We start from the raw sequence: 26,657 nt of genomic DNA, 5'->3' as shown, positions 1-26,657 counted from the left end.
GTCTATCAGTGACAGCTTCATTGACTGACACACTGCTATCGCAGGCAAGCCAGCTCCCACACTTGATTGGGTTTGCAATTCAACAAGGAAACAACTTATGCGAATCGGACTAGTCGGCTACGGCCACGGAGGGCGCTTTTTTCATGCGCCGCTGATTGCAACCTTGCCCGGTGCGACTTTTGTTGGCGTGGTGACCCGTTCAGCGGAGCGCCGCCAACAGTTGAACACCGACCTTCCGGGCGTAAAAGCCTTTGACAGCATCGGCCAGATCGTCGAGGCCGGCGTGGATGCGCTGGTGATCTCCACCACCCTCAAAGGCCGCCCGGCCCTGGTGCTGGAAGCCATCGAACACGGCGTGGCGGTGGTCAGCGACAAACCCTTCGCCAGTAACGCCGAACAGGCCCAGGCGCTGATTACTGCGGCCGAGCGCCAGGGCTCATTGCTCAGCGTCTATCAGAACCGGCGTTGGGACTCGGATTACCTGACCCTGCGCAAGCTGATCGACGCCGGCGCCCTGGGTGAGATCACGCGCTTTGAATCGCGTGTCGAGCGCTACAGCCCGCAGGCCGTCGGCAATGCCAGCGGCGGCGGCTGGTTGCGTGACCTGGGCAGCCACTTGGTAGACCAGGCCCTGCAATTGTTCGGTCCGGTGGACCGGGTGTTTGCGCAATTGCAGTTCACGCCGGAACACCCGACCCTCGACCACGGTTTTTTCGTTTCCCTCACTCACGCCAATGGCGTGATTTCGCACCTGTGGGGCAGCGCCCTGCAAAACAGCCAGGCGCCGCGTTTTCGCGTCAGTGGCACGTTGGGGTGTTACACCGTCGATGGGCTGGACGGCCAGGAAGACGCATTGATGGCTGGCAAGTCACCGAAAACCGAGGGCGAGCACTGGGGCGCCGAGGAGCATCGACGCTGGGGTTGGTTCGAGCAAGGCGAGGAGCGCGAGCGCGTGCCCTCCGAGAAGGGCTGCTGGACGCAGTTTTATCGCCAGTTGCAGCTGGCCGTGCAAGGGCAGGGGCCGCTGCCGGTAAGTGCCTATGACGCGCTGGAAACCACCCGTATATTGGACGCCGCACGCCTCAGCGCCGAGCGCCAGCAGGTGGTTTCGACAAAAATAGAATAAAATTCTAAAACAGGTTGATATGGAAATTATTTTCCAATAAAGTCTTTTCCAGGTTGCATAAAGTACGTTCGGACTCGATTCGCACGGCTCAACAAAAACAAGATCAAAAACAACCAGGTACCGTCAGATGAAAATCTTCAACGCTGTACTGCGAGTTTTACGCCCTGCCCACACGCCACGCGGTCTGCCCCGCGCCCGGCCGTTCTACTTCTCCTTCCTTAATGTGCTGTGCGTCGAAAACCACGGCGCGCTGGTCTGCTGCATCCCGGGGGCACCGGTGGTTCGATTGCCCGCCGAACGCTGATAAACGCAACGTCCAAAAAACCAACAAGAAAGTGGAGACAGACCGTTCATGAAGACCCCGATCCGTTTTACCGCGCTGGCCCTGTCGATGTTGCTGGCCAGTGGTTTTGCCGCAGCCGCCGACCTCAAGATTGGCGTGACCATGTCCGCCTTCGATGACACCTTCCTGACCTACCTGCGTGAAGACATGGACAAGCAAGCCAAGTCCTATCCCAAGGGCGACGGCGTGCAATTGCAGTTTGAGGACGCACGCGCCGACGTGGTGAAACAACTGAGCCAGGTCGAGAACTTCATCAGCCAGAAGGTCGACGCGATTATCGTCAACCCGGTGGACACCGCGTCGACGGCCAACATCATCAAGGCCGCCACCGCGGCGAAAATCCCGTTGGTGTTCGTCAACCGCCGCCCGGATAGCCCAACCCTGGCCCCAGGCGTGGCAGCGGTGGTCTCCGATGACGTCGAAGCCGGCAAACTGCAAATGCAATACATCGCCGAAAAACTCGGCGGCAAGGGCAACATTGTGATTCTGCTGGGCGACCTGGCGAACAACTCCACCACCAACCGCACCAAGGGCGTGAAGGAAGTGTTGACCAAGTACCCGGGCATCAAGATCGAGCAGGAACAGACCGGCATCTGGTTGCGTGACAAGGGCATGACCCTGGTTAACGACTGGCTGACCCAGGGCCGCGATTTTGACGCGGTACTGGCCAACAATGACGAGATGGCCATTGGTGCATCCATGGCGCTGAAGTCGGCGGGCAAAAAAGGCGTGCTGATCGCCGGCGTCGACGGCACGCCGGACGGCCTCAATGCGATCACCAAGGGCGACATGACCGTGTCGGCCTTCCAGGATGCCAAGGGCCAGGCCGACAAGTCGGTGGAGACTGCGCGCAAGATGGCTAAAAACGAGCCCATCGAGCAGAACGTGGTGATCCCGTTCCAGCTGATCACGCCGGACAACGTCAAAGACTTCAAGTAGCCCGCACACAACAACAATAAGCCGGCAGGGCGGCCTCGGTCGCCCTGCAGTCGAGGTACTTTTCTATGCTCGCTCAAGCCACTGTCTCGCAGCCTCCCGGTCTCCAGCCCGCGCTGCTGGAAGAACCCTACCTGCTGGAAATCGTCAACATCAGCAAAGGCTTTCCCGGCGTCGTGGCCCTGGCCGATGTGCAACTGCGCGTGCGCCCAGGCTCAGTGCTGGCGCTGATGGGCGAGAACGGTGCGGGCAAGTCGACGTTGATGAAAATCATCGCCGGCATCTACCAGCCCGACGCCGGGGAAATCCGCCTGCGCGGCAAGCCGATTGTGTTTGAAACACCGCTGGCGGCGCAGAAGGCCGGGATCGCGATGATCCACCAGGAGCTCAACCTGATGCCGCACATGAGCATCGCCGAAAACATTTGGATCGGCCGCGAGCAGCTCAACAGCCTGCACATGGTCAACCACCGCGAAATGCACCGCTGCACCGCCGAGTTACTGGCCCGTTTGCGCATCAACCTGGACCCGGAAGAACACGTCGGCAACCTGAGCATCGCCGAGCGGCAGATGGTTGAGATTGCCAAGGCGGTGTCCTACGACTCCGACATCCTGATCATGGATGAACCGACGTCAGCCATTACCGAGAAGGAAGTGGCCCACCTGTTTTCGATTATTGCCGACCTCAAGTCCCAGGGCAAAGGCATCGTCTACATCACGCACAAAATGAACGAAGTGTTTGCTATCGCCGATGAAGTCGCGGTGTTTCGTGACGGCCAGTACATCGGCCTGCAGCGTGCCGACAGCATGAACAGCGACAGCCTGATCTCGATGATGGTCGGCCGCGAACTGAGCCAGTTGTTCCCGGTGCGCGAGACGCCCATCGGCGATTTACTGTTGTCGGTGCGCGACTTGAGCCTGGACGGCGTGTTCAAGGACGTGTCGTTCGACCTGCATGCCGGTGAAATTCTCGGCATCGCCGGGCTGATGGGCTCGGGGCGTACCAACGTGGCAGAGACCATTTTCGGCATCACCCCAAGTTCCAGCGGCCAGATCACCCTCGACGGCAAAGCGGTGCGCATCACCGACCCGCACATGGCCATCGAGAAGGGCTTTGCGCTGTTGACCGAGGACCGCAAGCTCAGTGGCCTGTTCCCGTGCCTGTCGGTGCTGGAGAACATGGAGATGGCCGTGTTGCCGCATTACTCGGGTAACGGCTTTATCCAGCAAAAGGCCCTGCGCGCGCTGTGCGAAGACATGTGCAAGAAGCTGCGGGTGAAAACGCCGTCCCTGGAGCAATGCATCGATACGTTGTCCGGCGGCAACCAGCAAAAAGCCCTGTTGGCGCGCTGGCTGATGACCAACCCGCGCCTGCTGATCCTCGATGAGCCGACACGCGGCATCGATGTGGGCGCCAAGGCCGAGATCTATCGCTTGATTTCCTTCCTCGCCAGCGAAGGCATGGCGGTGATCATGATTTCCTCGGAGCTGCCGGAAGTGCTGGGCATGAGCGACCGGGTGATGGTGATGCACGAAGGCGAACTGATGGGCACCCTGGACCGCGCCGATGCGACCCAGGAAAAAGTCATGCAGCTGGCTTCCGGTATGACCGTAGTCCACTGACGAACCGCACAGAATAAGAAGGTGATTGGCTATGAACGCAATAACAGACAACAAGCCTGCCACGGCGCCGGTCAAGCACCGTCGGCGTTTACCCACCGAGCTGAGCATCTTCCTGGTGTTGATCGGCATCGGCCTGGTGTTTGAGGTGTTCGGCTGGATCGTGCGCGACCAGAGCTTTTTGATGAACTCTCAGCGCTTGGTGCTGATGATTCTGCAAGTGTCGATCATCGGCCTGTTGGCGATTGGTGTGACCCAGGTAATCATCACCACCGGTATCGATTTGTCTTCCGGCTCGGTGTTGGCGTTATCGGCAATGATCGCCGCCAGTTTGGCGCAAACCTCGGACTTTTCCCGGGCGGTGTTTCCCAGCCTGACTGACTTGCCCGTGTGGATTCCGGTGGCGATGGGGCTTGGCGTGGGTCTGCTGGCGGGGGCAATCAACGGCAGTATCATCGCGGTAACCGGCATTCCGCCATTTATTGCGACCCTGGGCATGATGGTCTCGGCCCGTGGCTTGGCGCGCTACTACACCGAAGGCCAGCCGGTGAGCATGCTCTCGGATTCGTACACGGCCATCGGTCATGGTGCGATGCCGGTGATCATCTTCCTTGTGGTGGCGGTGATCTTCCATATCGCCCTGCGCTACACCAAGTACGGCAAGTACACCTACGCCATCGGCGGCAACATGCAGGCGGCGCGTACCTCGGGGATCAACGTCAAGCGCCACCTGATCATCGTCTACAGCATCGCCGGTCTCCTGGCGGGCCTGGCCGGTGTGGTGGCCTCGGCACGTGCCGCCACCGGCCAGGCCGGCATGGGCATGTCGTATGAGCTGGATGCGATTGCGGCGGCGGTGATCGGCGGCACCAGCCTGGCGGGCGGGGTAGGGCGCATCACCGGTACTGTGATAGGCGCGTTGATCCTTGGCGTGATGGCCAGCGGGTTCACCTTTGTGGGTGTGGATGCGTATATCCAGGACATCATCAAGGGCCTGATCATTGTGATTGCGGTGGTGATCGACCAGTACCGCAACAAACGCAAGCTCAAGCGCTGAATCGGATTTGCAGCTGGCAGAGAAGCAAAATGTGGGAGCGGGCTTGTTGTGGCGAGCAGGCTTGCCCTGCGTTGGGCTGCGCAGCAGCCCCACTGGATCCTCAGTGAACCTCATGGGCGTATTCCCACTTACCACCATCAGTTCTAACCGTTTGTCTTCTATATAGCTCCACAGCACTGAATTTCTTGCTATAAACGCACTCCGATGACCGTTCGCCAAGCCCGTCCTGGTGCCTTTGGGGGTTAATTGGGAAAAAATGCCTGTCTTTTCAGTTGCTGACGCCTCAAACCGGCCTTAGACTGCCGCCCCTCGTAAATTGAGTGCCGGGTGGCGCTTGAAATGGACGGCGCCTTTCCGAGGCCTGCGAAGGTCTGCCGGAACGCTCCCTTATTCGCCTTAATGCACGTATTTTTTATAGAGAAATCAATGACAAAGGAAAAGTTGCTGGCCATGCCGGCGGATGACTACATGAATGCCGAACAGCACGCTTTTTTCGAGCAGTTGCTGCAAGACATGAAAGTGGAACACCACGAGCGCATTGAGCAGAACCGCATCGCCATCGAAAGCCTGGACACCCCGGCTGACCCGGCTGACGCTGCCTCTGTGGAAGAAGAGCGCACCTGGCTGGTAAACGCCATCGATCGCGACCAGCGCATGCTGCCGCAGCTTGAGCGTGCCCTGGAACGCATCAAGGAAGACTCTTTTGGCTGGTGCGATGACAGCGGCGAGCCAATCGGCCTCAAACGCCTGCTGATCAGCCCGACCACCAAGTACTGCATCGAAGCGCAAGAGCGCCACGAACAGATCGATAAGCACCAGCGCCAGGCTTGATGCGCTGAAGTCGGGCATCGCACCTGTGATGCCCGAGAGAAATACCGGTTACGCCCCTGTCTATTGATCTACTGCAAAGACCCCCACCAAAGGCCCATGGATAATGGCCCAATAGTGGCGTTTAATGCAGCAACAATAACGACAAACAGTGGGGTGACAACGATGGCTGGAGACGGATCTCTGATGGGCGCAGCAGCGCCACCGCAAACGGTGGTGCGCGTGCTGCCCGGCTGGCTGACGCCGCTTATGCAGAGCACCGCGCTGGTGCTGGTCCTGCTGGGCCTGGTGTTTGCCGGCTTGCCGCTGTACCTGTGCCTGCCACTGGCCTTGCTGGTGATCTGGCTGCCTGCGCTCAAAGCCCGGGTGCCGCGTGTCGCGCCACCCCTGGCGGTTGATACGATGGGTGCGCTGACGCGCGATCTTTCCTATACCACCAGTCACAACGCACTTTCCGCTGCCGGCGTGGCCTATTCGGTCAAGCAACTGGCTGCGCGCGTGCAATCGCAATTAAGCGCTGCCCAGCAAATTGTCAGCAGTGCCGAAGTGATGATCGGCACCGAGCAAGTCACCTCCCAGCTCAGCCGACAGGCATTGGGCGCGGCCAGCCAGGCGCACCAGCGCAGCACTGAAGGGCGCGAAGTGCTGGCCCAGTCGATCACCCGCATGCATCAGCTAAGCCTGCGCGCCAATGCCAGTCGAGAGTTGATCGAGGCGTTGAGCCAGCGCAGTGAAGAGATCCAGCGTGTGACCCTGGTGATCCAGTCCATTGCCAGCCAGACCAACCTGCTTGCGCTGAACGCCGCCATTGAAGCGGCGCGCGCCGGTGAGCACGGGCGCGGCTTTGCGGTGGTGGCCGATGAAGTGCGTGGCCTGGCCGGGCGCACGGCCACGGCGACCGATGAGGTCGGCGTGATGGTCGCCGATATCCAGCAGCGCACCGCCCAGGTGGTGGAACAGATTCGCCAACTGTCGACCGACCTGCACATCGGCGTCGAGCAGGTGGAGCAGGCGGGTGAACAATTGGAAAATATCGCCAGCCTGGCAGCGGATGTAGAAGGGCAGGTCAACGAGATCGCCCAAGGCACCGACACCAACCGCGCGCAACTCGACAGCCTGTTCCATGCCGTGGAGCAGATGCGCAGCGACCTGTCGGTGAGCGACCAGCAAACGCGGCAACTGGCAGAGGTTGCTGTGCAGATGGAAGGGCAGGCCGAAACCATCAGCGAGCGCCTGGCCGAAGTCGGTCTGGATGACTACCACCAGCGCATCTACGACCTGGCCCGCGAAGGCGCGAGCCGCATTGGCGAACAGTTCGAAGCCGATATCCTGCAAAACCGCATCAGCCTGGAAGACTTGTTCGACCGCAGCTACACACCGATCCCTGATACCCAACCGAGCAAATACCACACGCGTTTTGATGGCTACACCGACCAGGTGCTGCCCGCGATTCAGGAGGCGTTGCTGCCGCGCCATGAGGGGCTGGTGTTCGCGATTGCCTGCACACCGCAAGGCTATGTGCCCACGCATAACAAGGCGTTCTCCCACGCCCTGACCGGCGATGCGCATGTTGATGCCGTGCAGAACCGTACCAAACGCAAGTTCGACGACCGTACCGGCATTCGTTGCGGCAGCCATCAACAAGCGGTGCTGTTGCAGACCTATACCCGCGACACCGGCGAGCTGATGCACGATTTGTCGGTGCCGATCAGGGTTAAAGGGCGGCATTGGGGTGGCTTGCGACTGGGCTATAAACCGGAAGGGGCCAAGGCTGCGCACTAGGATTGTTACTGTTTATGCAATGGAGCTATTCCGGGGATAGCTTTTTCCAACTGGAATAAAACCGTAGCATGGCCAACATTGTTAGGTAGCTAACTAATGTGGTGGAGAAGCTCCATGCAAAACAAGGTCGATGTCGCCGTAATGATCGGCAGCGGTGTTCCCGAAACCCTGCGTGCGCTGGGCCAGAAAGCCTGTTGGGTGGTGTTGCTCAATGGCGAGCAACGCGGCACGGCGTTCGCCAGCCGCAGTGAAGCGGAGGAGTGCAGGGCTGCCTGGCAGGCGCTGATGCACCTGGAACAGTCAGACAGCCTGCATTGAGGTGTGTTATTGGGGCTGGTGCAGGCGTTGGTTTAGCTCATCCACCGGGATTGCCCATTCGGCGTCTTCGCGCAGTTCTTCCTTGAGAAACGCCGCTTGTTGTGGCGACCAGAACGGTGCGTCGATCAGCTTCACGTCTTCAGCCAGAGGATGCGCGACGATAAACTCGTCGATGGCTTCGGGTGTCGAGTCCAGGCCTAGTTGGTCAAACAAGGTTTCAAGAGTAGGGATTGGCGCGTCCATGGTGGGTTCTCCATGCAAGGTGAGGGATGTTGTGCATGTGAGGCCACGGACGCGACAGAGTTCAGGATTTGCACAGCTCAGGAGTTGAGTGCACCCGAATCCACCGCGGATTTCAGCGCAATGGCAGCCTCTTTGCCGGCCTCGGTTGCGGCGTCGACGGTTTTGAACCAGCGATCTTTTTCGACCTGATGCGTGGTGACCGTGGTCAGCGGGGGTTTGGCCCGCATGATGATCACCGCTTGAAACTCACCGTCTACCTCTCGCGCATCGCCATGGATGAAAAATTCGCCAATATCAAATTCCGTCACGTATAGCCTTCCCTTCAAGTTAACTGCATCAAGGTACCTGCACTGATGAAACCTGACCCGCAAGGGGCAAACTTCATGGACGGGGCAGTATGGCAGCAGTTGAAGGGCGGCGGCGCGGTAAAGTCAGCCGGGTGACGAAACGATTGCACCGTGAATCGCCTGCAGGCGGGCTTCAAGCTGTTTGGCCAATTCGCAGGCCTTGGAATGCGTGCTGCGAAAGCCTTTGATCCTGCCGCTGGTCACTTCCAGGATATGAAAGAAATTGCGCCCGGCCGGTACCACTTGGTAAAGAACGTAATTGGAGTACCCGTTGAGGTTATGTAAGCAGTAGTATTGACGCTCGTCTGGACATGATGAACGAGTGCGGGACGACATAACGGCGTGTTGACGTGATTGCATGCTCAGCTCCTGTCGATCGATCTTATGGATTCATCAGCAGCGTTTCCGGTGGTTTTGAACCGGCTTGCTGTTTTAGTATTGTCGCTGGCAGCCGATGCCTGGTTCCATTGCGGGTGTTATGTAATGTGTAGGCTGTCGGAATCTGCGTTTTTTACCGGGTTATTCTCTGAAGCTGGTCGGCCCGTGTTCTCGGGCTGCTGAACCTGTGATTTGCTGTGTCGCCAGATGACCTTGCATAAGGCCCATCATGCATGTCTGTACTAGTCTTATGGCGCAGCAGCAGGTTTCTTCAGTTTTTTACCAATAAGTGATCGAGCCGTAACGGCCGTTTTTTTGTGCTGCCCGCTCCGGCGGTCAGTGCCTTTTTTGATGTGGGGGCGTTTCCTTGGCAGTCAGTAATCTGGATATGCACGCGTTATTCGTGCTGGGTGATTTGCGCGCAAAGTTGGTCAAGCAGTTTCAATCCCGTTTCGTTTACATCACTGAACAGACGCCGGAAGGCATTTACATCGCCGAGATCGATACTGAGTCGGCGTTGGTCGTGGACGATAAACCGCGCCTGGAACTCAAGGTCGGTGATCATTTTCGTGCCGCCGTATTGCCGAGCCGCGAAGGTGGCAAGTTCGAATTGAAGTTTCGCGACATCAAGTTGACGGTCTATGGCTTGGGCGATTACGCCTTTGTTTCGTCAGCCGAAGGCCAAGGCATTGTGTTCAAGGAAGGCCACAGCGTGATGCTGGTGTTCGCCGCCAATGAACAATTGCAGGAAGGCTTGACCAAAACCCTCAAGGCCGTGACCGGCAAGGCCGCCAAATGGCGCAAGGGTGAACTGGTGACGTTCAAGGCCAGTGAGTAACTGCTAAACACCAGGTGTATTCTTGCTCCTTCGGAACCTCTACTACAGTTGAGTTGACTTAACTATTCAGAGGCTTCGCGCATCCGCAGCAAAGCCGCCCGCTATGGCTGTGAAAATGCGAGGTGCAAAGGCATGAAAGGATTGAGAACCCTGGTGGTTGCGGCTGCAGCTGCGGCGCTGACGACCGTGAGCCTGTCGTTGCCGGTATCGGCTGCGCAAACGCCAGTGCATTTTGCTGACCTGAACTGGGAAAGCGGCAGCCTGATCACCGAAGTGCTGCGCTTTATCGTCGAAAAGGGCTATGACCTGCCCACCGACACGTTGCCCGGTACCACCATCACCCTGGAAACCGCCCTGGCGAAAAATGACATCCAGGTGATTGGCGAAGAATGGGCCGGCCGCAGCCCGGTGTGGATCAAGGCCGAAGCCGAAGGCAAAGTCATCGGCCTGGGCGATACGGTCAAAGGCGCCACCGAAGGTTGGTGGGTGCCGGAATACGTGGTCAAGGGCGACCCGGCCAAAGGCCTCAAGCCGCTGGCGCCGGACCTCAAGACCGTGCAGGACCTGGCGCGCTACAAGGACGTGTTCAAAGACCCTGAGTCGCCCGGCAAAGGGCGTTTTCTCAATAGCCCGATCGGCTGGACCTCGGAAGTCGTCAACGCCCAGAAGCTCAAGGCCTATGGCTTGAACGACAGCTATGTGAACTTTCGCAGCGGCTCGGGTGCGGCGCTGGATGCGGAGATTGCGTCGTCGATCCGTCGCGGCAAACCGGTGCTGTTCTACTACTGGTCGCCAACGCCCTTGATGGGCCGTTACAAACTGATCCAGCTGGAAGAGCCGCCATTTGACGCCGATGCCTGGAAGACCCTGACCGATGCAGACAACCCCAACCCACGGCCGACCCGCTCGTTGGCGTCCAAGCTGAGCATCGGTGTGTCGACACCGTTCCAACAGGCGCAGCCGCAGATTGCCGAGTTCTTTACCAAGGTACAGTTTCCGATTGAGCCCTTGAATAAAGCCTTGGCGGCGATGAGCGAAAATCACACGGCACCGCGTGACGTGGCGCAGGTGTTCCTCAAGGAACATCCCGAAGTGTGGAAGGCGTGGTTGACGCCGGACGTGGCGCAGAAGGTTGAGGCGAGCCTGAAGTAACCGACGCTCGTTTGTTCAATCAAGGTCCAATGTGGGAGCTGGCTTGCCTGCGATACAGACACCTTGGTGTATCAGGTACACCGAGTTGATGCCATCGCAGGCAAGCCAGCTCCCACATTTTGATCTTTATTCCAGCGTTAGAATCGGGTTTGTACCGCCAGCTCAAACGTCCGTGGCGAACCCAAATAGTAAGCCGGTGAAACATGCGCAAACTCGGCATACACCTCATTCGTCAGGTTACGCACCCGCCCGGTCACCGAGGTATGTGAATCCACTTTGTAACGCAGGAACGTGCCGAACAGCGTATAGGCCGGCACGGTCTGGGTGTTGGCATTATCGGCATACACCTGGGCCACATACCGCGCGTCCACACCGCCTTGCCAGTCCTTGGCAAAGTCATACGTCAGCCACAAATTGCCCACACGCTTGGGCACGTTGGTAGGCGTATTGCCCTTGCGCGAGACCACCGCGCCGCTGGCGATCTTCTCATTGAAGTCATCGTATTCGGCGTCCACCCAGGCAACGTTGCCTTCGGCCAGCAGCCGTGGCGTGATGCGTAACGAGCTGGCCAACTCGATGCCTTTGGAGGTCTGCGCACCCACCGGAATGCTGTTGTTCGGGTCCAGCGGGTCGGTAACGGCAAAGTCCTTGCGTTCGATTCTGTAGGCGGCGACGGTGGCCGAACCGCACCCGTTCAGGTAGTCGAACTTGCTGCCGACTTCCCACTGTTTGCCGGTCGACACGTCGAACACTTGAGTGGTGCTGGAAGGCTGCTCCGCTGCGGTGCTGTATTGCACATACACATTGGCCGATGGGATGAACTGATACGTCAGGCCCACGCGGCCGGTGACCGGCTCCCAGCGGCGTTTGAAGTGCCGTGGGTTGGTGGCGGTGATCACGCGATGGTTGGTCACATCCAGGTCGATGGCGTCGTAACGCAGGCCTGTCAGCAGTGAGAGTTTATCGGTGAGGCCCAGGCGGTTTTCCACAAACAAAGCTTTGGTGGTGACCTCGTTGGTCTTGTCTTTGACAAAGCCAGGCCTGGTGCCCGGAATGTCGTAGAAGTGCCCAGGGTTGTAGCCATTCGGGTCTACGGTGCTGTTGCCCGGCACATTCAACGGGTTATTGGTAGTGCTGTTGACCTTGTATTCGAAACCACCGGACCAGGTGGTCGACAGCCCGAACACGCTGTCGTCATGGCGCAGCTCGAACTGATTGCCGTGCTGCTCGCCCTGGTGGCGCACCTGGTAGGCGGTCGAGCGGTTCACTGCGCTGTTGTCGGCGTTGTACTGGTAGGTTTCCAGGTTACGGTAGTCGCGCTGGCTGTCGAGGTGATACAGGGTATTTTTCAGCGTGGTGCTGTCGTTGATTCGGTAGTCGATGATCGAGCGCATCCAGATTGTGCGTTGCTCGTAACGACCATCGGCAACGTTGTAGTTGTTAAAGCGGTTGTGCTTGTCGATTTTCAGCTCGCCCGCCTTGGGGTTGAGTACCGGCGTGCCCCAATACGGGCTGTCTTCATGTTCATCCTGGTATTCCAGGGCCAGGGTGTGGGACAGGTTGGGGGTGAGGTCACTGAGCAAGGAGAACGCCAGGCTCCAGGCATCGCGCTGGTCGCGGTCGATGTAGCTGTGGTTGGTATTGCGGCTCACATCCAGGCGCGCGTAGTGCTGCACCTCGGCGCCGGGCTCTGTCAGTGCGTGGTTGAGGCCAAAGGCCATGCCGGCAGTGTCGTAGCTGCCATAGGTGAGCTGGCCTTCGGCGGCTTGTTCCTCGCGGGTGGCCAGCTTGGTCACGTAGTTGAGCGAGCCGCCTACTGAGCCGGCGCCGTTGATCAGGGAGGAGGGGCCGCCGACCAGCTCAACTCGGTCATAGATCCACGCATCCACCGGCCGCGCCAGGCCGGTGGCGACGTTGATGCCGTTGAACATCTGGGTGATCTGGCTGCTGGTAAAACCACGATAGGATACAAACCCGCCAAACCCCGGCGGCGCACTGGCGTTGACGCCGGGCAAGGTGTTGGCCGCATCGCGGAAGGTCTTGGCGCCATGGCGCTCAATGTCGTTACGGTTGGCAATGGCGACCGACGCCGGGGTTTCGCGCACGCTTAAACCCAGGCGTGATGCCGTGCCGCTGGATTGGTCCAGGGCCAGGCCCGGTTCGCTGGTTTGCTCGCCATCAATGGTGGTCGGCGCCAGCTCGAGCGCCCAGCCACAGACCGGCAGGCAGCCGAACAGGCCCGCCAACAAGGGTAAATGTTTCATGGTTGTATCCTGAAAAACTTGGCTTGAAAACAACGCACAGCCGCACGTATTCCCGGTTGGGAACGTTGGCCAGTGCAGATCAGAAAGCGCAGGAATCAGGCGAAAGCGGGAGGCGCACGCGGGTTGGCCGTGGGCCAGGTGAAGCGGGCAGGAATATCAGCGGCAAGCACCACCGCTGGCGGCGGCGCGTGCGGTTGGGGCAACACCGCCACGTTGAGGCTGGAACTGAGTGCCGGCCCCATGCCGCCGGTCGAACACAATGGGCAGCCAAACGCCTTGGACAGCGTTGGCAGGTTCTCGTCGGTGGAGTTCTTCTGCGCAGGCGCCTGGGTGCGCGGGTCGACCGTACAAAACTGGCCGCCGATGCCGTTGAGCTGCATGCCCAGCATCTGCCCATGGCCAATACTGCACGCGAACACATTGAACAGGACGCAGCAATACAGCATCCAGGCAATGAGTGAGCGGTCGGCACGGGCGATTTTCATGGGGCGGCACTTTACCATCAGCCGCCGACGAAATGCCTACAAAAAATCTCAGGCCGACTATCATCATTCGCACCTTTGAGGGAGCGCCTGCCATGAGCTTTTTCGTTGCACGCTGGATTGTTGCCATTTTTACCTGCATCAGCATGGTGCATCTGTACTGGGCCGCCGGTGGCAAGCTCGGCAGCCTGGCCGCCATCCCCGAGCTGCCCGGTGAGTTCGCCCGCGGGCCGCGGCCGGCGTTCAAACCGTCGGCACTGGGCACGTTCCTGGTGGCGATGGGGTTGGTGGCCATTGCCTTACTGGTGTGCCTGCGGGCCGGGTTGTACTTCTCGCCGGTGTCCCACGGCGCACTGCAATGGGGCATCAGTGCGATTGCCTTGGTGATGTTCGCCAGGGCGATTGGCGATTCGGAATTGGTCGGCTTTTTCAAGAAGGTGAGTGGGTCGCGATTTGCCCGTTTGGATACCTATTTCTACTCACCCCTTTGCCTGGTGTTAGGCGCGGGGTTGTTGATCGTGGCGTGGAGCTGAGAACAAAACACACAAAAACCACATACCCAACAAAACCCACTTGACACGCCCCCAGGCTCGGGCGTTTATTGACGTACCCACCGGACCCATGTGCAGACGGCCCAGGATACTCAATGAACAAAGACCTCTTGATGCCCACTGTGATCGACGCTGCCGAGGCCATTCGCTCGGGCACGCTGTCTGCGGTACACCTGGTCGAGCAAAGCCTGCACGCGATTGAAACCCACAATCCCACACTCAATGCGTTTGGCGACGTGTACGCCGACTCGGCATTGGCGCAAGCGCAAGTGCTGACCGAAGAAGCCAGGGCAGGGCAGTTGCGTGGCCCATTGCACGGCGTGCCGTTTGGGATCAAAGACCTGTTTTCCACCGCTGGCTTGCGCACCACCCGGGGCTCGTTGACCGGGCTTGAGCATGTGCCCAGCCAGGATGCGCCGATCATTCGCCGCCTCAAGGACGCTGGTGCAATCATCCTCGGCAAAACCGCCACCACCGAATTCGGCTGGACCGGCGCCAGCACCTCGCGCGTATTCGGCAACGGCCGCAATCCCTGGAACCCACACCTCACCAGCGGCGGCTCCAGCTCCGGCTCGGCGATTGCCGTGGCGGCACGCATGGTGCCGGGCACGCTGGGCTCCGATGGCGGTGGCTCGGTGCGTATTCCGGCCGCGTTCTGCGGGGCGTTCGCGATGAAAGGCTCCCTGGGCCGCATTCCGACCTGGCCGTGGTCGGCCACTGAAATGCTCAGCCATGCCGGGCCGATCACGCGCACGGTGCGCGACAGCGCCTTGCTCTTCGACCTGCTTTCCGGGCCTGACCCGCTCGACCATCAGGCCTTGCCGGCCTTGACCGAATCCTGCCTGGCTCGCTGCGACCAGCCACTGGGGCCGCTACGAGTGGCGTATTGCCCGACATTGTTCAATACCCCGGTCGACCCGGTCATCACCGCTAGTGTAGAGGCCGCCGTGTACAACCTGGCGGAACGCTTGCCGGTCACCGTGACCACCCTGGAACTGGACTGGGAGGACCCGCTCGCCACGTTCGAAACCTTGTGGGTCGGCGGGCGCGGCATTGCCTACGGCAAAGCCCTGGCCGATCGCCTCGACCAACTGGACCCAGGCTTTGCCGCGCTGATCCAGCGCGCAGGCGACTACGACCTTGGCGACTACCTCAAAGCCGTGCAGCAACGGGCGCATTTCGCCAACCAGGTGCATGCGCTGTTTGCCGACTACGACGTGTTGCTACTGCCCACGCTGCCAACCCTGCCGTTCGCCGCCGACCAGGTCGCGCCGGACGGCTGGCCGGGTGCAGACGGCGCCGTGCCCTGGGCGCGTTGGACGCCTTTTACCTACCCGTTCAATATCACCGGCAACCCCGCCGCCAGCCTGCCTTGCGGCTTCAGCCCGAGCGGCTTGCCGATTGGTCTGCAAGTGGTCGGCCCGCGCTTTGCCGACGCCCAGGTGTTGCAGTTCTGCGCCGCAGTGGAAGCCATTGCGCCTTGGGATCAGCACCTGCCTCCTTTGTTGTCCTGACCTGATTACCCGTGGAGCCGGCTCGTTAGAAGCCTGCCCTGGACAGATCCTTTTGTAGTGTTTCTGCCCTTTCACACCTTGAAGAGTGAGAGGTACCCGTGACCCGATCAACCGCCGTCAATCGTCCTTTTCCCCCTGCCGGAGCGGTGCATGCCGCGTACCGTGGTGGGCGCAAAGCGCGCGATACTGATGACTCGAATTTGCCTTGGAATGCACCTTTTATGCTTAACCAGCCGCGTCTCGACGAAATCATGCTCATGCTCACCCAACATCAGCGCGTCAAAGCGTCGGACTTGGCGCAAGCGCTGTTTGTCAGCGAAGAAACCATTCGGCGTGACTTCAAATACCTGGAGGAAGCCGGCAAGTTGCGCCGCATCCATGGCGGCGCGATTTTGCCCAGGCTCAACGAAGAACAGCCGCTGCAAGTGCGCACCCGCATCAAAGCCCAGGCCAAGACCCGCATGGCCGCCTGCGCGGCCAAATTGGTCAGCGAAGGCATGGTGCTGTTTCTCGATACCGGCACCTCGACCCTGGCCCTGGCCCAGCAATTGATCGGTTTCAGCCAGCTGCGCATCATCACCAACTCGCTGGACATTGCCCAGTTGATCACCCAGCAAAGCAGCAACCAGGTGCTGGTGGTACCCGGCGATGTGCGCCGTAATGACAATGCGCTGATCGGCGCCCACACCCTGGAATTCGTCCGGCAGTTCCACTACGACATCGCCTTCATGGGTATCGGCGCGGTGGACTTGCAGTTGGGCTTCATGGATTACCAGGAGCCCGAGGCGCTGCTGCGCCGCACCCTGACCCAGCACTGCCTGCGCAGCGTCATCCTCGCGGACGACGCCAAGTTCGGCCATCGCACGTTCATCAATACGCTGCCGTTCAGCGCCATCACCACTTTGGTCACCAATCGCCCTCCGTCCGCGGAGTTTGCGACCTGCCTGGAGCACGCCCATGTCGACATCCTTTACCCCTGAGTGGCTGTCTCCCAGTGAGGCGGACATCGAGGCGTTCGAGACGCTGTTTCGCGACAGCTCAGCCATCGGCGCAACACCGGCCGGAGGCTTGCACCGCTTGGCCGCGTCGGCCGAAGACGGCGCGGTGCGTGACCTGTTCAGCGCGTGGCTGCGCGAGCGTGGTTTTGAGGTGCGGGTCGACGCCATTGGCAATCTGTTCGGGCTGATCACCTTCAACCCGGACGCCCCCTACGTGCTGTGCGGCTCACACTTGGACAGCCAGCCCAGCGCAGGGCGTTTCGACGGTATCTATGGCGTGCTGGCCGGCGCAGTCGCCATCGCCAGCCTGGCGCGCCAACTGCACGCACGCGGCGAAACCCCGGCGTGCAACCTGGCGGTGGTCAACTGGACCAACGAAGAAGGCGCGCGCTTTCAACCCAGCCTCATCGGCAGCAGTGTGTTTACCGGCGACCTGGCCCTGCACGAAGCCTGGGAATGCCGCGACGGCGACGGCATTCGCCTCAAGGATGCGCTGCAAGCGATCGGCTATCTTGGCGACGGCCTGGTTGAATTGAATGTGGCCGGTTACGTGGAGATCCACGTTGAACAAAGCGATGGCCTCGAAAGCCAGGGCCTGGACATTGGCGTCGTGCGTGAAACCTGGGCGGCGCTCAAGCAGCGTATCCGTTTCGACGGCGAACAGAACCACACCGGCCCGACCCCGATGGCCGCCCGCAAGGATGCCTTGCTCGCGGCGGCGCACGCGATTACCACCGTGCGCGCTGAAGCGGACGTGCACGGGCTACAGTTCCACAGCTCGGTAGGGCGCCTGGAAATTTACCCCAACTCGCCGAACGTGGTGCCCTCGCGCGTCACCTTGCATGTGGAATACCGCTCGCCCGACACGGCATTGCTGGCGGTTGCCGGTTATCGGCTGGACGCCAGCCTCAAGGCCGTCGCCGCCTCGACCGCAACCACTTACGAAGTCGAAAGCCGGGCCTTGCGTGCACCGATAGCGTTGCACCCTGGTTTTGCCGATTTGGCCTACGGCGTCGGTCAACAACTGGGGTTGGCAGTCGGCAACAGCGTCACGGTATCCGGCCACGACGCCATCAGCCTGGGACGGCATTACCCGGCGTGCCTGTTGTTCATTCCGAGCAGCAACGGCGTGTCCCATAACGAGGCGGAATTCACCCATGACCGCGATATGCGCACCGGCCTGCAGATGCTGACCGCGCTGTTGCATTGTGCCTGTACTTGCCCCAACGCTTACCGGTGAGGGACGCCATGTCGAACCGTACTGATGCACTGTCGCGCCTGATGGGCGCCCTGGAATCCGCTGGCCTGTCCGCCCATGTCGAGGTCGCGGACGGCACTGCCGGTATCGCCTCGCCGATACGCCTGGCCACCGAGTGGACCGGCTTTCATCTCACGGCGCCCTGGGGTCAGTGCTACGCCAAAGTGCTGCACGACGATATGCGTGCGCTGATCGACATTGAGCGCACTGGCCGCGCTACGCAACTGGCGGCCGACTGTGACGTAACCCCCGGCGTGCGCCTGGTGGATGTGGCTGCCGGTGTGTTGCTGCTGGATGCGTTGCCGGCCCACGAGTGGCGTTGGGCACGCCTCGATGAGTTGCTGCAACCCCAGCGCCTGCAAGCGTTGTGGGCCTTGAAGCGGCAGTTGCATGTCGGCACCTCCCCGGGCTTCAACCGCTCGCCGCTGCAGGATATCCAGCACCTGCGTGAGCTGTGCAGCCGTGACGGCGTGGGCTTGCCCGCTGATCATGGGTGGATTGAAACCTGCATCGATCTGGCCTGGACCGCACTGCAATTGAACCCTGGCACCTCGGTGCCCTTGCACGGCGATGGGCTGGCGAGCAATGTGATGATCGGCCCCGGCGGCGCGCTGCAATTGATCGACTTCGACTACGCTGGCTGCTTTGACCCGTGGTACGACGTGGCCGTCAGCCTCAACGAGTTGTATGCCTTCGAAAGCCAGTGGCGTGACGGCATCAAAGCGTGGGCCGGTGAGTGTCGCGAGTGCGACTACGCCCGCTGCCGCCTCTATGCGCTGATCAATGATTGGTATTGGACACTGTGGGGCCTGTGGGTCGGCGCAACATCAACACGGCCCCTGGAGTTTTCCAAGGTCGGGCAGTGGACCTTGCTGCGCTGCCGGCAAAGCTTGCAAGACCCGCGATTTGAAAGTTGGTTACGTCAGGTACAGGAGGGGCAGGCATGAAAGCAATGGGTGAGGCCTGTACGCCTCAGGAATGCCAGTTGGAGGCCGCCGTGCGCGGCGTGCGCGACTGGGGCGGCTCTGGCATTCGTTACGAACCGGTCAGCGGCGGGATCTCCAACAGCAACTGGCGGGTCGAGGTCAGCGGGCTCAGTACCGCCTACTTCTTCAAAGTGCCCGGCGCCGGCACCGAGATGTTTATCGACCGGCGCACCGCCCATGACGCCAGCGTCAAGGCCGCGCAAACCGGCTATGGCGCGCCGGTGTTTGCCTTCCTCGAAGAGTTTGGCGTTGAAGTGTTCGAGTTCATGGAAGGCTGGCGAGCCTCTTCGAATCAGGACTTTCTCGACCGCGATGTGCGTCATAACGCCTTGCACGCGCTGAAGGCGTTCAACGACCAATCGCCGCTGTGCCAGACCAAAACCGTATTCGACATGATTGCCGAGCACCAGCGCCAGGTCGAAGAACTGCAGGGTTGCAAGCCCAGCGATGATGCCTGGCTGCGCCGTCAGTGCGACCGCGCGCGTGGCGCGTTGCAAGCGTCCGGCATCGACCTGGCGCCGTGCATGAATGACACGCTGGCGGGCAATTTCATGCTCAATGACCGCCGCCAGATTCGCCTGGTGGACTTTGAGTACGCCTCCAACAACGACCGTCATTACGAGTTGGCGCTGTGGTTTGGCGAGATGTTCTTCACCGACGAGATGGAACTGGCGCTGATCGAAGACTATTTCGGCCAGGTCACCCCGCAACGGCTGGCGCGGATCAAATTGCACAAGGCCCTGGCCGATATCAAATGGTCGACCTGGGCGATGGTCCAGCACGCGGTGTCGCAATTGGATTTCGACTTCTACAAATACGGTGCCTGGAAGCACATGCGCGCGCGTAGCGTGATCAATGATTCGCAATGGGAAACCTGGCTAAGACAGGCCTGAGCCTGCGCCAGCACAATAACGACGCGTCACCCTGTAGCTCTTTTGGCGCTGGTTTGCGCTGACGTTTCACTGCTTGATTTTTTGATTGATCACACAACAAACCGATCCAGAAATTCAAGGAGCACCCTTCATCATGAAACCCGCAAGCGCGTCACCCGCACGCCTGAGAAACCAGATCTTCGGCGGTTACTTTTTCCTGTTGTTGATGTTGGCGTTATTCCCGCCGTTTTACTTGAGCGTGAGTGGCAGCCGCGCCTTGGTGGTGGGCATCCCGCTGCCGATCTTCTATTGGATCGCCATTGCCGTACTCGCAGCCCTTGGGGTGTGGGCGTTGTATCTGGCCGAACTCAAGGCTGGTGACATTCCTGACGAGGAGGGCGTGTGATGATCAGCACCAGCAGCGATGCCCACTTGTTTATTACCTTCGGTGTGATCGGCTTGTTCCTGGCCGGGATGATCGCCGTGCTCTATGCCACCAACCGCGAAAGCACCAGTTTCTCCGACTACGCCGTTGGCGGGCGCTCCTACGGGCCTTGGTATATCGCCATGTGCTACACCAACTCCTGGTGGCCGGGTTCGACCTTCACCGCGTTTTTTGCCCTGAGCGTCGGCGGCGCGCTGGGTTTCTACGGCATGGTCTACGCGACCCTGGGCGTGACCGCGATGTACCTGATGGCCAGCCGCGCCTGGACCTGGGGCAAACGCTTCAACCTGCGCACCCAGCCCGACCTGCTGGGCATGCGCTTCGATAGCCCGGCGGTCAAGCGGGTGGCCTCGATCATCGGCATCATCTCGGTGTTTCCGTGGGTGGTGATGGGCATCCAGGCCTTGGCGATGCTGTTCCAGTTCGCCAGCTTTGGTCGTTGGGGCGTCACCACCTGCCTGTTCGCGGGCGTGGCGGTGGTACTGATCCGCCAGTACTGGACAGTGAGCATGGGCATGCGCGGGTTGATCATGACCGACATGTTCCAGGGCCTGATCGCCTATGTGGTGTGCGCCGGCGTGTGCGTGTTTCTGTTGTTCGGCGATCAGGCCGCGTTTTCCAACCTCGCGCAATTGCCGGAAAAAATGCTGCAAATCCCAGGCGCCACCGGCACCGGTTATGGCCCGATGTACATGTTCAGCCTGATCTTCACCGGCGTGATCGGCTCGATGTGCTGGCCGATGAGCTTCCAGCGCATCTACACCGCCAGCGGCGTGCGCTCGGTGAAAAAGGGCACGCTGTACACCATGCTGCTGGTGGGCGGCTTCTACGGCATCCTCATGCTGTTCGCTGCCGCCATCAGCCAGGACCCCAACGTGCTGGCCCACCCGCAACAAGGCTGGTTCCTCTCGCTGTTCGACATTGGCGGGCCCTGGCTGCTGGCGCTGGCCATCGTCATCGTCCTGGCCGCCAGCATCGGCCACGTCGACGGCTGCGTACAAGTCTGCGGCACCCAGTTCGCCAACGACCTGGCCACCTGGAACACCCCACGCACCGACCGCCAACTGACCCTGCTGGCCAAGGCCGGCATGGTGGTGTTTATCGTCGCCGCCTCGGTGCTGGCTTATCTGACCTTTGATTATTCGCGCCTGCAATTACTGGCGCAGATTTCCTACCAAGGCATCATTCAACTGGCCGTGCCACTGTTCTTCGGCATCTTCAGCCGCCGTGGCAACAAACAAGGCGCGATTGCCGGCATGTTGGCGGGGATTGTGGTGGCGATTGTACTGACCACGCTGTACCCGGATGACATTCCGGCGCTGGGGTCGTTGACCAGTGGGATTGTGGGGCTGGTGGTGAATGCTGCGATTTTTGTGGTGTGTGCACTGGTGATCAAGCCGAGCGCGGTGGAGAAAGCGCGGGTGGAGGGGTTGTTTGAGATGGCGGCGAGTGGGCGTGGGGTGCAGGTGGGGGCTGCGCCGGTTATGAGTTGAAGGTGGATCGGGGCTGCGGGTTGTGGCCCCGGTTTGAGCGTGTGACTTATGTGGACTCAAATATGTGTTGGGTAAAGTTGAATTGCGGTAGCGCTGAGTTCAACAAATCCTGTTTTTTGCAATAAGGGACCATCCAACTCAATTAGGATTATTGAATCGCCGAGTTTTAATGCGGCACATCCATCTTCGTCAGCTTGGACCAGCTCGGCGGTTATTTGGATGAGGCTGTTCTCCATTTTGATTTTTGAAGATTTTTCAGCGGTTGGCTTCACGTTTATATTCCATGAGAAAATCTCCTCAAAATCAAACTCAACGTCGATAACTTCACCGATTTTTGGCATAATATCGTCCCATAGTGCAGTGCCAGATCCGAAGGGTGAATGGAATTTTACGTGCAATACGCTCAGATAGGAAAATGTATCGATCACTACAATTTTCATATTTTTTTCCGAGTGGAAGATTGCCGGTTTTCGTGTGAGTGTTTTGGTAATGAGTCGATTTTCTTGCGTTCGGCATCAACCCTATCTGTTTAGCACTGTAGTCGTTTGCAGTTACGATAAAAATGGGTTCGTCATAAAAAATAAAGCTGTTGCTAGCGCTGTTTGCAGCTTGGTTGTGCTACTACCTGTGCCAATACATTTGATGGTTTAAAAGAAGAAATACAGTCCGGTGTTGTTGTCAATTGCCAGTTTGTTGAGTTTGATTATTTTTCTTGCCAGCTCTTGGTTTTCGGGTATTGAATGATTTTCTAGTATATATAGTGATTTTTTGAGATCTTCATTGGTGTTGATGCTCTCGTCTTCATAATCGTCGATCATCTTTCCAAGGGAATTGTTGATTTTGTCGATAACGCCTGATCCCATTAACTGATGATATTCTGTATGGGTTAGGGGGCAATTCGCCAATAACGAGATTGGGCATTCGTCAGTGTCTAATAGAATCATCGCTTCTTTAGTCAAAGGGGTGCAGATAAGTTTCATTTTTCTATGCTCTTGTTAAAGTGAGTGGCCCCGGTTTTTTAGGGTTCGTTGGTTAGGGTTTAGTTTATCAATCGTCAGAGGCCTAGATGGGTAGTTTTGGTAGTTGGATTTTTAATGAAAGGCCACATCAATTCGGTCAGCAATTATTTTAATAAAAGAATCGTTCAAGTCGGGATGATCGTAATGGATCCCTTCACCGTTCAGCAAAGTAAATGTCTGAAAGGTATCGTCGCTCAGCATTCCGTAAAGCGCGTAAGAAAATCCGCTGCCCATTCGCTTGGCTAAAACGTGAGTCGTGGGGGTTTTATGAGCTTCATAACTTTCAGATAGATTTAAAGTTATTTCAACGCAATAAGTTTTTCCCACTACGATTTCGTAGGGGCAGTGGCTGGCAAAGCAGGTTATTACAGTATCTTCAATGAGCAGGGTAATCTCTTCTTCTACCAGCTCGTTGATTGCTATCACCAGTGCATTTTTGACGTTGTTCGCTATGGGGGCTGATTGTTCTTTCATCGCTTGAGATGGCCGCGTCATGGAGTGGAGTGTAAGTGGAATAACGTCCGTTATAAGCTGTGTTAGATGGACTCTCAGAAGTTTCTTTTTGGTCGGCAGGGGCAACGCTTCTGATGCGGCTGATTGTTTTTATAACGCGAATTTACTAGGTTTGGTTTAGTTTTGATCCTGAGAAAAATTTGCAAAAATCCAAGTGTCCTTCAAATGAAATGCAAGCAATCCAGTTGAAATCCTTCGATACAATATAGGTGTGTTGTGGGAATTCGGAGAGAACTTTGAGTGTTTGGTTTAAGTATTCTGGGCTTATTGAATAAGCGTGGTCACAGGCGGAATCACTGATGATAATCAAGTCGTTGTCAGAAGCTTTGCAGATTTCCGCCGCAATGAGCGAAATCGCCAAGGTTGAAGATGCAGACCCGAAGTTAATGCTGCTCCCTAAACGACTCCAATCGATTTGATTTCCGCTAAAAGGAATGCACTCATTAATTTTACTGACCATCGAGTCTTGTTCTGTCTGAGAGATGACACTGAAATCGATATTGAGCTTTTTTAGGTCTATAATTAGTTCTTCGTCAAAATAGCTCATTTTTTTGCAAACCTTTTAGTCAGTTGAAGCACCATTTTTTCATTCCCATCAAAAAGATAGTGTGGTCCTTTTTTCTTACCTGACCATACATTTATATGGGCGCCACTCCTTTGGTCATGTTCAACCCTATAGCCTGTTTTGCCGTCATTTGTTTGCATTCCGACCGGCTCTCCTTTGCGCGGGCCAAATCTTCCCGGTGTTGGTTTTTCTGCGCGAAAGTCATTTTCAAGTAACCATTTTAACGCTTTATTTGAAGCTTGCTCGTAAGTAGAAGACCGTATGGAATGGCTTGTCTCAGGAGGCTTTTCTTCATGGCCTTGCGCTGATGCCTTGTCTTTTTGTCCCGGACAGTTGCCTGGCTTGCAACTCAGTCCTAACGGATCCACCCATCCCGTAGGGTTGGGAGCGTACTGGTACACGTTGATCCCACCCGCCAGCTTCACCGGGTCCGGCGTCAGATAGCGACCAATATCTGGATTGTAGTAGCGATGGCGGTTGTAGTGCAGCCCGCTTTCCTGATCGAAATATTGGCCCTGGAAGCGCAGCGGGTTGTCGATTTTTCCGACGTCTAGGCGGGCGATTTCACCGTAGGCGCGGTAGTGCGCGGACCAGACGATTTCGCCTTCGGGGTTTGTGAGTTCCTGCGGTGTGCCGAGGTGGTCGAGTTGGTAGTGGAAGGGCTTGGTGTCTTGAGGGCCAAAGCCTTCCAGTAGTGCCAACGGCCGAAAACTGTCTGGCTCGTAGAGGTAGCTGCGATGCCGATCCGCGTGGTGTTCGGCCACCAACTTGTCGCCTTGCCAGAAAAACTCCGTGGTTATGTCGTTGACGGTTTTGCTGATCCGCCGCCCAAACGGGTCATAGCGATAGCTGGCGGTTTGCCCGTTAGGTTGGGTAATACCAATCAACCGATGCTGGCAGTCGTAGCGGTATTCGGTGACGAGCTGATGACCCTTGCCACGCCGCTGGCGGATCAAATTGCCGAAGGCGTCGTAGTCGTAGTGATGATCGCCTTGAATCATCAACCGATTCCCGGCCACGATGTCCGGGCCTGGGCGGTCTTGCATGAGCAGGTTACCGGCCGGGTCGTGGCCGAAGCGTTCCTGTATGTCTTGTGAATGGTCGGCGCGGGTCAGGCGGGGGAGGGGGTCGTAGTGGTAGTGGTGTTCGCCTTTGCGGGTGTCGAGCAGGCGGGTGAGGTTGCCGCTTTTGTCGTAGTCGTATTGGCGTTGGTAAAGGGTGTGTTGCTGTTGGCTGACGGCGTGGGCGTGCAGGCGGTTCTGGTCGTCGTAGTGGTAGTGGCTGAGGAGCTGGCCTTGTTGGCGTTGGTGTTCGCGGCCGGTTTTGAACAGGTGGGAGGTGAGGGTTTCGCCGTTCAGTTCGACGGTGGAAAGGTGGCCGCCTTTGTCGTGGTTGAAGGTGAGGCGGTTGTTGTCCGGCAGGCGCAGGTTTTTAAGTTGGCCGCAGGCGTCGTAGCCGTAACGCAAGGTGCCCCAGCCTTGGTGTTCGGCGGTGAGGCGGTTTTGTGGGTCGTATTCGTAGGCCAGCGCCCAGTGGCCGTCGTCGACGCTGAGGAGATTGCCTTGGCGGTCGTAGGCATAGTCAATAATGTTGCCGTCTGGCAGGGTTTTTCTTACGAGGCGGCCGGCGTGGTCTCGCGCGTAGCGGGTAACGAGCTGACTGCCGTCGTCGCCGTGTTCGGTTTTTTCCGCCAGATTGCCGTTGAGGTCATACACGTAAGCCGTGCGCTGGCCGTCAAAACCGATTTCCTGCTGGATCAGGCCGTTGGGGTGGTAATCGAGTCGGTAGGTTTCGCCTACCTCGTTTTCTATCGAGGTCAGCAGCAGGCGCGCATTGTCGTAGCGGTACTTGACCTGGCTGCCGTCGGCGTTGATACGGCGGCTGATCAGGTGCAGGCCGTCGGCGTATTCGTAGCGGGTGACGTGGCCGAGTTCGTCGTGTTCGGCGGTGATTTTTCCGTAGGCGTTGTAGCTGTATTCGCGTGTTGGGCCACCAGGCTGGGTTAGTTTTCGCAGGCGCCCGGCGGCGTCCCATTGGTACTGAGTGAGCCTGCCGTGCTCATCTTCCCGCGTGATCTGTCGCCCAAGATCGTCATAGCGATAACGCTTGATACCCCCATTGGGCAGCAGCTCTTCAAGCAACTGCCCCCGCTCATTCCAGACCAGCCGATGGCAACTGTTATCGGGAAACCAAACCCCCGTCAGCTGGCCGTATTTGTTGTAGCTGTAGTCCGTAATATTGCCGTCAGGATCGGTCTTGCGAATGACGTCGCCCTGATCATTGCGCTCATATTTCCAGACGGCGAGCCCACGCCTTACGACCCGCACGAAACCGTTGTCATGCTCGTAGGACGTCGGCTCATCGTCCCCCGGAAACAGCGCCACCAAACGTCCGGCTTCGTCGTATTGATACGCCGTCACCGCCCCAAGCGGATCCTGCTCGACCGTCAGCCGGCCCTTGTCGTCATAAGATTTGAAGTATTCAGCGCCGTCCGGATCAATGCGCTGCACCAGCCGCGCGCGATCATCATGGACATACACTTCCCGGCTGCCATCAGCGTTATCAACCGTAACCTCGCCGTCATCACCCCAGGCATACCGCGTATCCATCTGCGAAAAGCTGGCCCAATGCCGAACACACCGCGAAGCCTTGCCAGCCCGTTCCCATTCCCAAAAGAAACTCGCCCCACCGGCCAGTCCGCGTTCAAGAATGACGTGCTGCTCGTCGTAG

General features: G+C 58.5%; 28 protein-coding genes. 18 read left to right on the top strand and 10 right to left on the bottom strand.

Annotation, left to right across the window (positions count from 1 at the left end):
- Positions 1 to 97 precede the first annotated feature (97 nt).
- From K0H48_RS16550 to K0H48_RS16515, 8 genes are all read left to right on the top strand, one after another.
- Positions 98 to 1,126: a Gfo/Idh/MocA family oxidoreductase gene (locus tag K0H48_RS16550; RefSeq protein WP_219268286.1), complete on the top strand. Its 1,029-nt coding sequence runs from the start codon at positions 98 to 100 to the stop codon at positions 1,124 to 1,126.
- A gap of 127 nt (positions 1,127 to 1,253) precedes the next feature.
- Positions 1,254 to 1,430, top strand: coding sequence for a hypothetical protein (locus tag K0H48_RS16545; protein WP_178112677.1), 177 nt, complete (start codon positions 1,254 to 1,256; stop codon positions 1,428 to 1,430).
- A 48-nt stretch (positions 1,431 to 1,478) separates the two neighbouring features.
- Positions 1,479 to 2,408, top strand: a complete 930-nt coding sequence (locus K0H48_RS16540) for a sugar ABC transporter substrate-binding protein (RefSeq protein WP_219268285.1) — start codon at positions 1,479 to 1,481, stop codon at positions 2,406 to 2,408.
- A gap of 65 nt (positions 2,409 to 2,473) precedes the next feature.
- Positions 2,474 to 4,027: a sugar ABC transporter ATP-binding protein gene (locus K0H48_RS16535; RefSeq protein ID WP_176991920.1), complete on the top strand. Its 1,554-nt coding sequence runs from the start codon at positions 2,474 to 2,476 to the stop codon at positions 4,025 to 4,027.
- A gap of 31 nt (positions 4,028 to 4,058) precedes the next feature.
- Positions 4,059 to 5,081, top strand: a complete 1,023-nt coding sequence (locus tag K0H48_RS16530; RefSeq protein WP_138815826.1) for an ABC transporter permease — start codon at positions 4,059 to 4,061, stop codon at positions 5,079 to 5,081.
- A gap of 426 nt (positions 5,082 to 5,507) precedes the next feature.
- The gene (locus K0H48_RS16525) at positions 5,508 to 5,912 is read left to right on the top strand and encodes a TraR/DksA C4-type zinc finger protein (protein ID WP_010564800.1); all 405 of its coding nucleotides are present in this window, start codon (positions 5,508 to 5,510) and stop codon (positions 5,910 to 5,912) included.
- 183 nt (positions 5,913 to 6,095) lie between these two features.
- Entirely contained in the window at positions 6,096 to 7,691 is a 1,596-nt protein-coding gene (locus tag K0H48_RS16520) for a methyl-accepting chemotaxis protein (RefSeq protein WP_219268284.1), read from the top strand.
- A gap of 114 nt (positions 7,692 to 7,805) precedes the next feature.
- Positions 7,806 to 8,009, top strand: a complete 204-nt coding sequence (locus tag K0H48_RS16515) for a hypothetical protein (protein ID WP_017136429.1) — start codon at positions 7,806 to 7,808, stop codon at positions 8,007 to 8,009.
- Between the two features lie 6 nt (positions 8,010 to 8,015).
- Here the strand turns inward: K0H48_RS16515 and K0H48_RS16510 are convergent, their stop codons facing one another.
- The 3 genes from K0H48_RS16510 to K0H48_RS16500 form a co-directional block, all read right to left on the bottom strand.
- Positions 8,016 to 8,252, bottom strand: coding sequence for a DUF2789 domain-containing protein (locus tag K0H48_RS16510; RefSeq protein WP_219268283.1), 237 nt, complete (start codon positions 8,250 to 8,252; stop codon positions 8,016 to 8,018).
- Positions 8,253 to 8,329: 77 nt separating this feature from the next.
- Positions 8,330 to 8,560 (bottom strand): hypothetical protein, encoded by a 231-nt coding sequence (locus K0H48_RS16505; protein WP_138815829.1) that lies wholly within the window; start codon positions 8,558 to 8,560, stop codon positions 8,330 to 8,332.
- A 123-nt stretch (positions 8,561 to 8,683) separates the two neighbouring features.
- Positions 8,684 to 8,959, bottom strand: a complete 276-nt coding sequence (locus tag K0H48_RS16500; RefSeq protein ID WP_219268282.1) for a hypothetical protein — start codon at positions 8,957 to 8,959, stop codon at positions 8,684 to 8,686.
- A 406-nt stretch (positions 8,960 to 9,365) separates the two neighbouring features.
- Here K0H48_RS16500 and K0H48_RS16495 point away from each other — a divergent pair, with 406 nt between their 5' ends.
- On the top strand, positions 9,366 to 9,815 hold the full coding sequence (locus tag K0H48_RS16495) for a hypothetical protein (protein ID WP_178112738.1): 450 nt from the start codon (positions 9,366 to 9,368) through the stop codon (positions 9,813 to 9,815).
- A 132-nt stretch (positions 9,816 to 9,947) separates the two neighbouring features.
- Positions 9,948 to 10,967, top strand: coding sequence for an ABC transporter substrate-binding protein (locus K0H48_RS16490; protein ID WP_219268281.1), 1,020 nt, complete (start codon positions 9,948 to 9,950; stop codon positions 10,965 to 10,967).
- 137 nt (positions 10,968 to 11,104) lie between these two features.
- On the opposite strand, the gene K0H48_RS16485 is transcribed toward K0H48_RS16490, so the two are convergent.
- On the bottom strand, positions 11,105 to 13,231 hold the full coding sequence (locus K0H48_RS16485; protein WP_219268280.1) for a TonB-dependent siderophore receptor: 2,127 nt from the start codon (positions 13,229 to 13,231) through the stop codon (positions 11,105 to 11,107).
- A 95-nt stretch (positions 13,232 to 13,326) separates the two neighbouring features.
- On the bottom strand, positions 13,327 to 13,716 hold the full coding sequence (locus K0H48_RS16480; protein WP_138815834.1) for a DUF2946 domain-containing protein: 390 nt from the start codon (positions 13,714 to 13,716) through the stop codon (positions 13,327 to 13,329).
- 92 nt (positions 13,717 to 13,808) lie between these two features.
- Between K0H48_RS16480 and K0H48_RS16475 the strand changes: the two genes are divergently transcribed.
- From K0H48_RS16475 to K0H48_RS16440, 8 genes are all read left to right on the top strand, one after another.
- On the top strand, positions 13,809 to 14,246 hold the full coding sequence (locus tag K0H48_RS16475) for a DUF3995 domain-containing protein (RefSeq protein WP_138815835.1): 438 nt from the start codon (positions 13,809 to 13,811) through the stop codon (positions 14,244 to 14,246).
- A 131-nt stretch (positions 14,247 to 14,377) separates the two neighbouring features.
- Positions 14,378 to 15,778: an amidase gene (locus K0H48_RS16470; RefSeq protein WP_219268366.1), complete on the top strand. Its 1,401-nt coding sequence runs from the start codon at positions 14,378 to 14,380 to the stop codon at positions 15,776 to 15,778.
- 221 nt (positions 15,779 to 15,999) lie between these two features.
- Positions 16,000 to 16,758 (top strand): DeoR/GlpR family DNA-binding transcription regulator, encoded by a 759-nt coding sequence (locus K0H48_RS16465; protein WP_200433891.1) that lies wholly within the window; start codon positions 16,000 to 16,002, stop codon positions 16,756 to 16,758.
- Positions 16,736 to 18,016 (top strand): Zn-dependent hydrolase, encoded by a 1,281-nt coding sequence (locus K0H48_RS16460; RefSeq protein ID WP_219268279.1) that lies wholly within the window; start codon positions 16,736 to 16,738, stop codon positions 18,014 to 18,016. Before K0H48_RS16465 ends, K0H48_RS16460 begins: the two co-directional genes overlap by 23 nt.
- 8 nt (positions 18,017 to 18,024) lie before the next feature.
- Complete coding sequence (locus tag K0H48_RS16455; RefSeq protein ID WP_219268278.1) at positions 18,025 to 18,981, top strand: phosphotransferase family protein; 957 nt, start codon at positions 18,025 to 18,027, stop codon at positions 18,979 to 18,981.
- Positions 18,978 to 19,913, top strand: coding sequence for a choline kinase family protein (locus K0H48_RS16450; protein WP_219268277.1), 936 nt, complete (start codon positions 18,978 to 18,980; stop codon positions 19,911 to 19,913). Before K0H48_RS16455 ends, K0H48_RS16450 begins: the two co-directional genes overlap by 4 nt.
- A gap of 133 nt (positions 19,914 to 20,046) precedes the next feature.
- Complete coding sequence (locus K0H48_RS16445) at positions 20,047 to 20,298, top strand: hypothetical protein (RefSeq protein ID WP_058421825.1); 252 nt, start codon at positions 20,047 to 20,049, stop codon at positions 20,296 to 20,298.
- Positions 20,298 to 21,830 carry a sodium:solute symporter gene (locus tag K0H48_RS16440; protein ID WP_219268276.1) on the top strand — a complete coding sequence of 511 codons (1,533 nt, stop codon included), beginning with the start codon at positions 20,298 to 20,300 and terminating at the stop codon, positions 21,828 to 21,830. The genes K0H48_RS16445 and K0H48_RS16440 overlap by 1 nt, the downstream gene beginning before the upstream one ends.
- Before the next feature lie 56 nt (positions 21,831 to 21,886).
- Here K0H48_RS16440 and K0H48_RS16435 read toward each other — a convergent pair whose 3' ends face one another.
- The 5 genes from K0H48_RS16435 to K0H48_RS16415 form a co-directional block, all read right to left on the bottom strand.
- On the bottom strand, positions 21,887 to 22,270 hold the full coding sequence (locus tag K0H48_RS16435) for a hypothetical protein (protein WP_219268275.1): 384 nt from the start codon (positions 22,268 to 22,270) through the stop codon (positions 21,887 to 21,889).
- 207 nt (positions 22,271 to 22,477) lie between these two features.
- Positions 22,478 to 22,810: a hypothetical protein gene (locus tag K0H48_RS16430; RefSeq protein WP_219268274.1), complete on the bottom strand. Its 333-nt coding sequence runs from the start codon at positions 22,808 to 22,810 to the stop codon at positions 22,478 to 22,480.
- Positions 22,811 to 22,921: 111 nt separating this feature from the next.
- A complete protein-coding gene (locus tag K0H48_RS16425; RefSeq protein ID WP_219268273.1) occupies positions 22,922 to 23,323 on the bottom strand; it encodes a hypothetical protein in 402 nt (133 codons plus the stop codon).
- 145 nt (positions 23,324 to 23,468) lie between these two features.
- The gene (locus K0H48_RS16420; protein ID WP_219268272.1) at positions 23,469 to 23,909 is read right to left on the bottom strand and encodes a hypothetical protein; all 441 of its coding nucleotides are present in this window, start codon (positions 23,907 to 23,909) and stop codon (positions 23,469 to 23,471) included.
- Positions 23,906 to 26,657 (bottom strand): RHS repeat-associated core domain-containing protein (locus K0H48_RS16415; RefSeq protein WP_257626991.1); only part of this gene is annotated, 2,752 nt, incomplete at its 5' end. The genes K0H48_RS16420 and K0H48_RS16415, both read right to left, overlap by 4 nt.

The sequence above is a fragment of the Pseudomonas sp. Xaverov 259 genome (genome assembly GCF_019352915.1).
GTDB lineage: Bacteria > Pseudomonadota > Gammaproteobacteria > Pseudomonadales > Pseudomonadaceae > Aquipseudomonas.
The sequence above is the reverse complement of the archived record's forward strand: the minus strand, read 5'-3'. Positions and strand labels throughout refer to the sequence as shown.

Coding starts and splice junctions, on each gene's coding strand:
- K0H48_RS16445 (WP_058421825.1), top strand. CDS start 20,047: ATGAAACCCGCAAGCGCGTCACCCGCACGCCTGAGAAACCAGATCTTC.
- K0H48_RS16545 (WP_178112677.1), top strand. CDS start 1,254: ATGAAAATCTTCAACGCTGTACTGCGAGTTTTACGCCCTGCCCACACG.
- K0H48_RS16530 (WP_138815826.1), top strand. CDS start 4,059: ATGAACGCAATAACAGACAACAAGCCTGCCACGGCGCCGGTCAAGCAC.
- K0H48_RS16470 (WP_219268366.1), top strand. CDS start 14,378: ATGCCCACTGTGATCGACGCTGCCGAGGCCATTCGCTCGGGCACGCTG.
- K0H48_RS16460 (WP_219268279.1), top strand. CDS start 16,736: ATGTCGACATCCTTTACCCCTGAGTGGCTGTCTCCCAGTGAGGCGGAC.
- K0H48_RS16430 (WP_219268274.1), bottom strand. CDS start 22,810: ATGAAACTTATCTGCACCCCTTTGACTAAAGAAGCGATGATTCTATTA.
- K0H48_RS16495 (WP_178112738.1), top strand. CDS start 9,366: ATGCACGCGTTATTCGTGCTGGGTGATTTGCGCGCAAAGTTGGTCAAG.
- K0H48_RS16490 (WP_219268281.1), top strand. CDS start 9,948: ATGAAAGGATTGAGAACCCTGGTGGTTGCGGCTGCAGCTGCGGCGCTG.
- K0H48_RS16540 (WP_219268285.1), top strand. CDS start 1,479: ATGAAGACCCCGATCCGTTTTACCGCGCTGGCCCTGTCGATGTTGCTG.
- K0H48_RS16535 (WP_176991920.1), top strand. CDS start 2,474: ATGCTCGCTCAAGCCACTGTCTCGCAGCCTCCCGGTCTCCAGCCCGCG.
- K0H48_RS16550 (WP_219268286.1), top strand. CDS start 98: ATGCGAATCGGACTAGTCGGCTACGGCCACGGAGGGCGCTTTTTTCAT.
- K0H48_RS16435 (WP_219268275.1), bottom strand. CDS start 22,270: ATGAAAATTGTAGTGATCGATACATTTTCCTATCTGAGCGTATTGCAC.
- K0H48_RS16480 (WP_138815834.1), bottom strand. CDS start 13,716: ATGAAAATCGCCCGTGCCGACCGCTCACTCATTGCCTGGATGCTGTAT.
- K0H48_RS16515 (WP_017136429.1), top strand. CDS start 7,806: ATGCAAAACAAGGTCGATGTCGCCGTAATGATCGGCAGCGGTGTTCCC.
- K0H48_RS16455 (WP_219268278.1), top strand. CDS start 18,025: ATGTCGAACCGTACTGATGCACTGTCGCGCCTGATGGGCGCCCTGGAA.
- K0H48_RS16465 (WP_200433891.1), top strand. CDS start 16,000: ATGCTTAACCAGCCGCGTCTCGACGAAATCATGCTCATGCTCACCCAA.
- K0H48_RS16425 (WP_219268273.1), bottom strand. CDS start 23,323: ATGAAAGAACAATCAGCCCCCATAGCGAACAACGTCAAAAATGCACTG.
- K0H48_RS16475 (WP_138815835.1), top strand. CDS start 13,809: ATGAGCTTTTTCGTTGCACGCTGGATTGTTGCCATTTTTACCTGCATC.
- K0H48_RS16420 (WP_219268272.1), bottom strand. CDS start 23,909: ATGAGCTATTTTGACGAAGAACTAATTATAGACCTAAAAAAGCTCAAT.
- K0H48_RS16520 (WP_219268284.1), top strand. CDS start 6,096: ATGGGCGCAGCAGCGCCACCGCAAACGGTGGTGCGCGTGCTGCCCGGC.
- K0H48_RS16525 (WP_010564800.1), top strand. CDS start 5,508: ATGACAAAGGAAAAGTTGCTGGCCATGCCGGCGGATGACTACATGAAT.
- K0H48_RS16450 (WP_219268277.1), top strand. CDS start 18,978: ATGAAAGCAATGGGTGAGGCCTGTACGCCTCAGGAATGCCAGTTGGAG.
- K0H48_RS16485 (WP_219268280.1), bottom strand. CDS start 13,231: ATGAAACATTTACCCTTGTTGGCGGGCCTGTTCGGCTGCCTGCCGGTC.
- K0H48_RS16440 (WP_219268276.1), top strand. CDS start 20,298: ATGATCAGCACCAGCAGCGATGCCCACTTGTTTATTACCTTCGGTGTG.
- K0H48_RS16510 (WP_219268283.1), bottom strand. CDS start 8,252: ATGGACGCGCCAATCCCTACTCTTGAAACCTTGTTTGACCAACTAGGC.
- K0H48_RS16500 (WP_219268282.1), bottom strand. CDS start 8,959: ATGCAATCACGTCAACACGCCGTTATGTCGTCCCGCACTCGTTCATCA.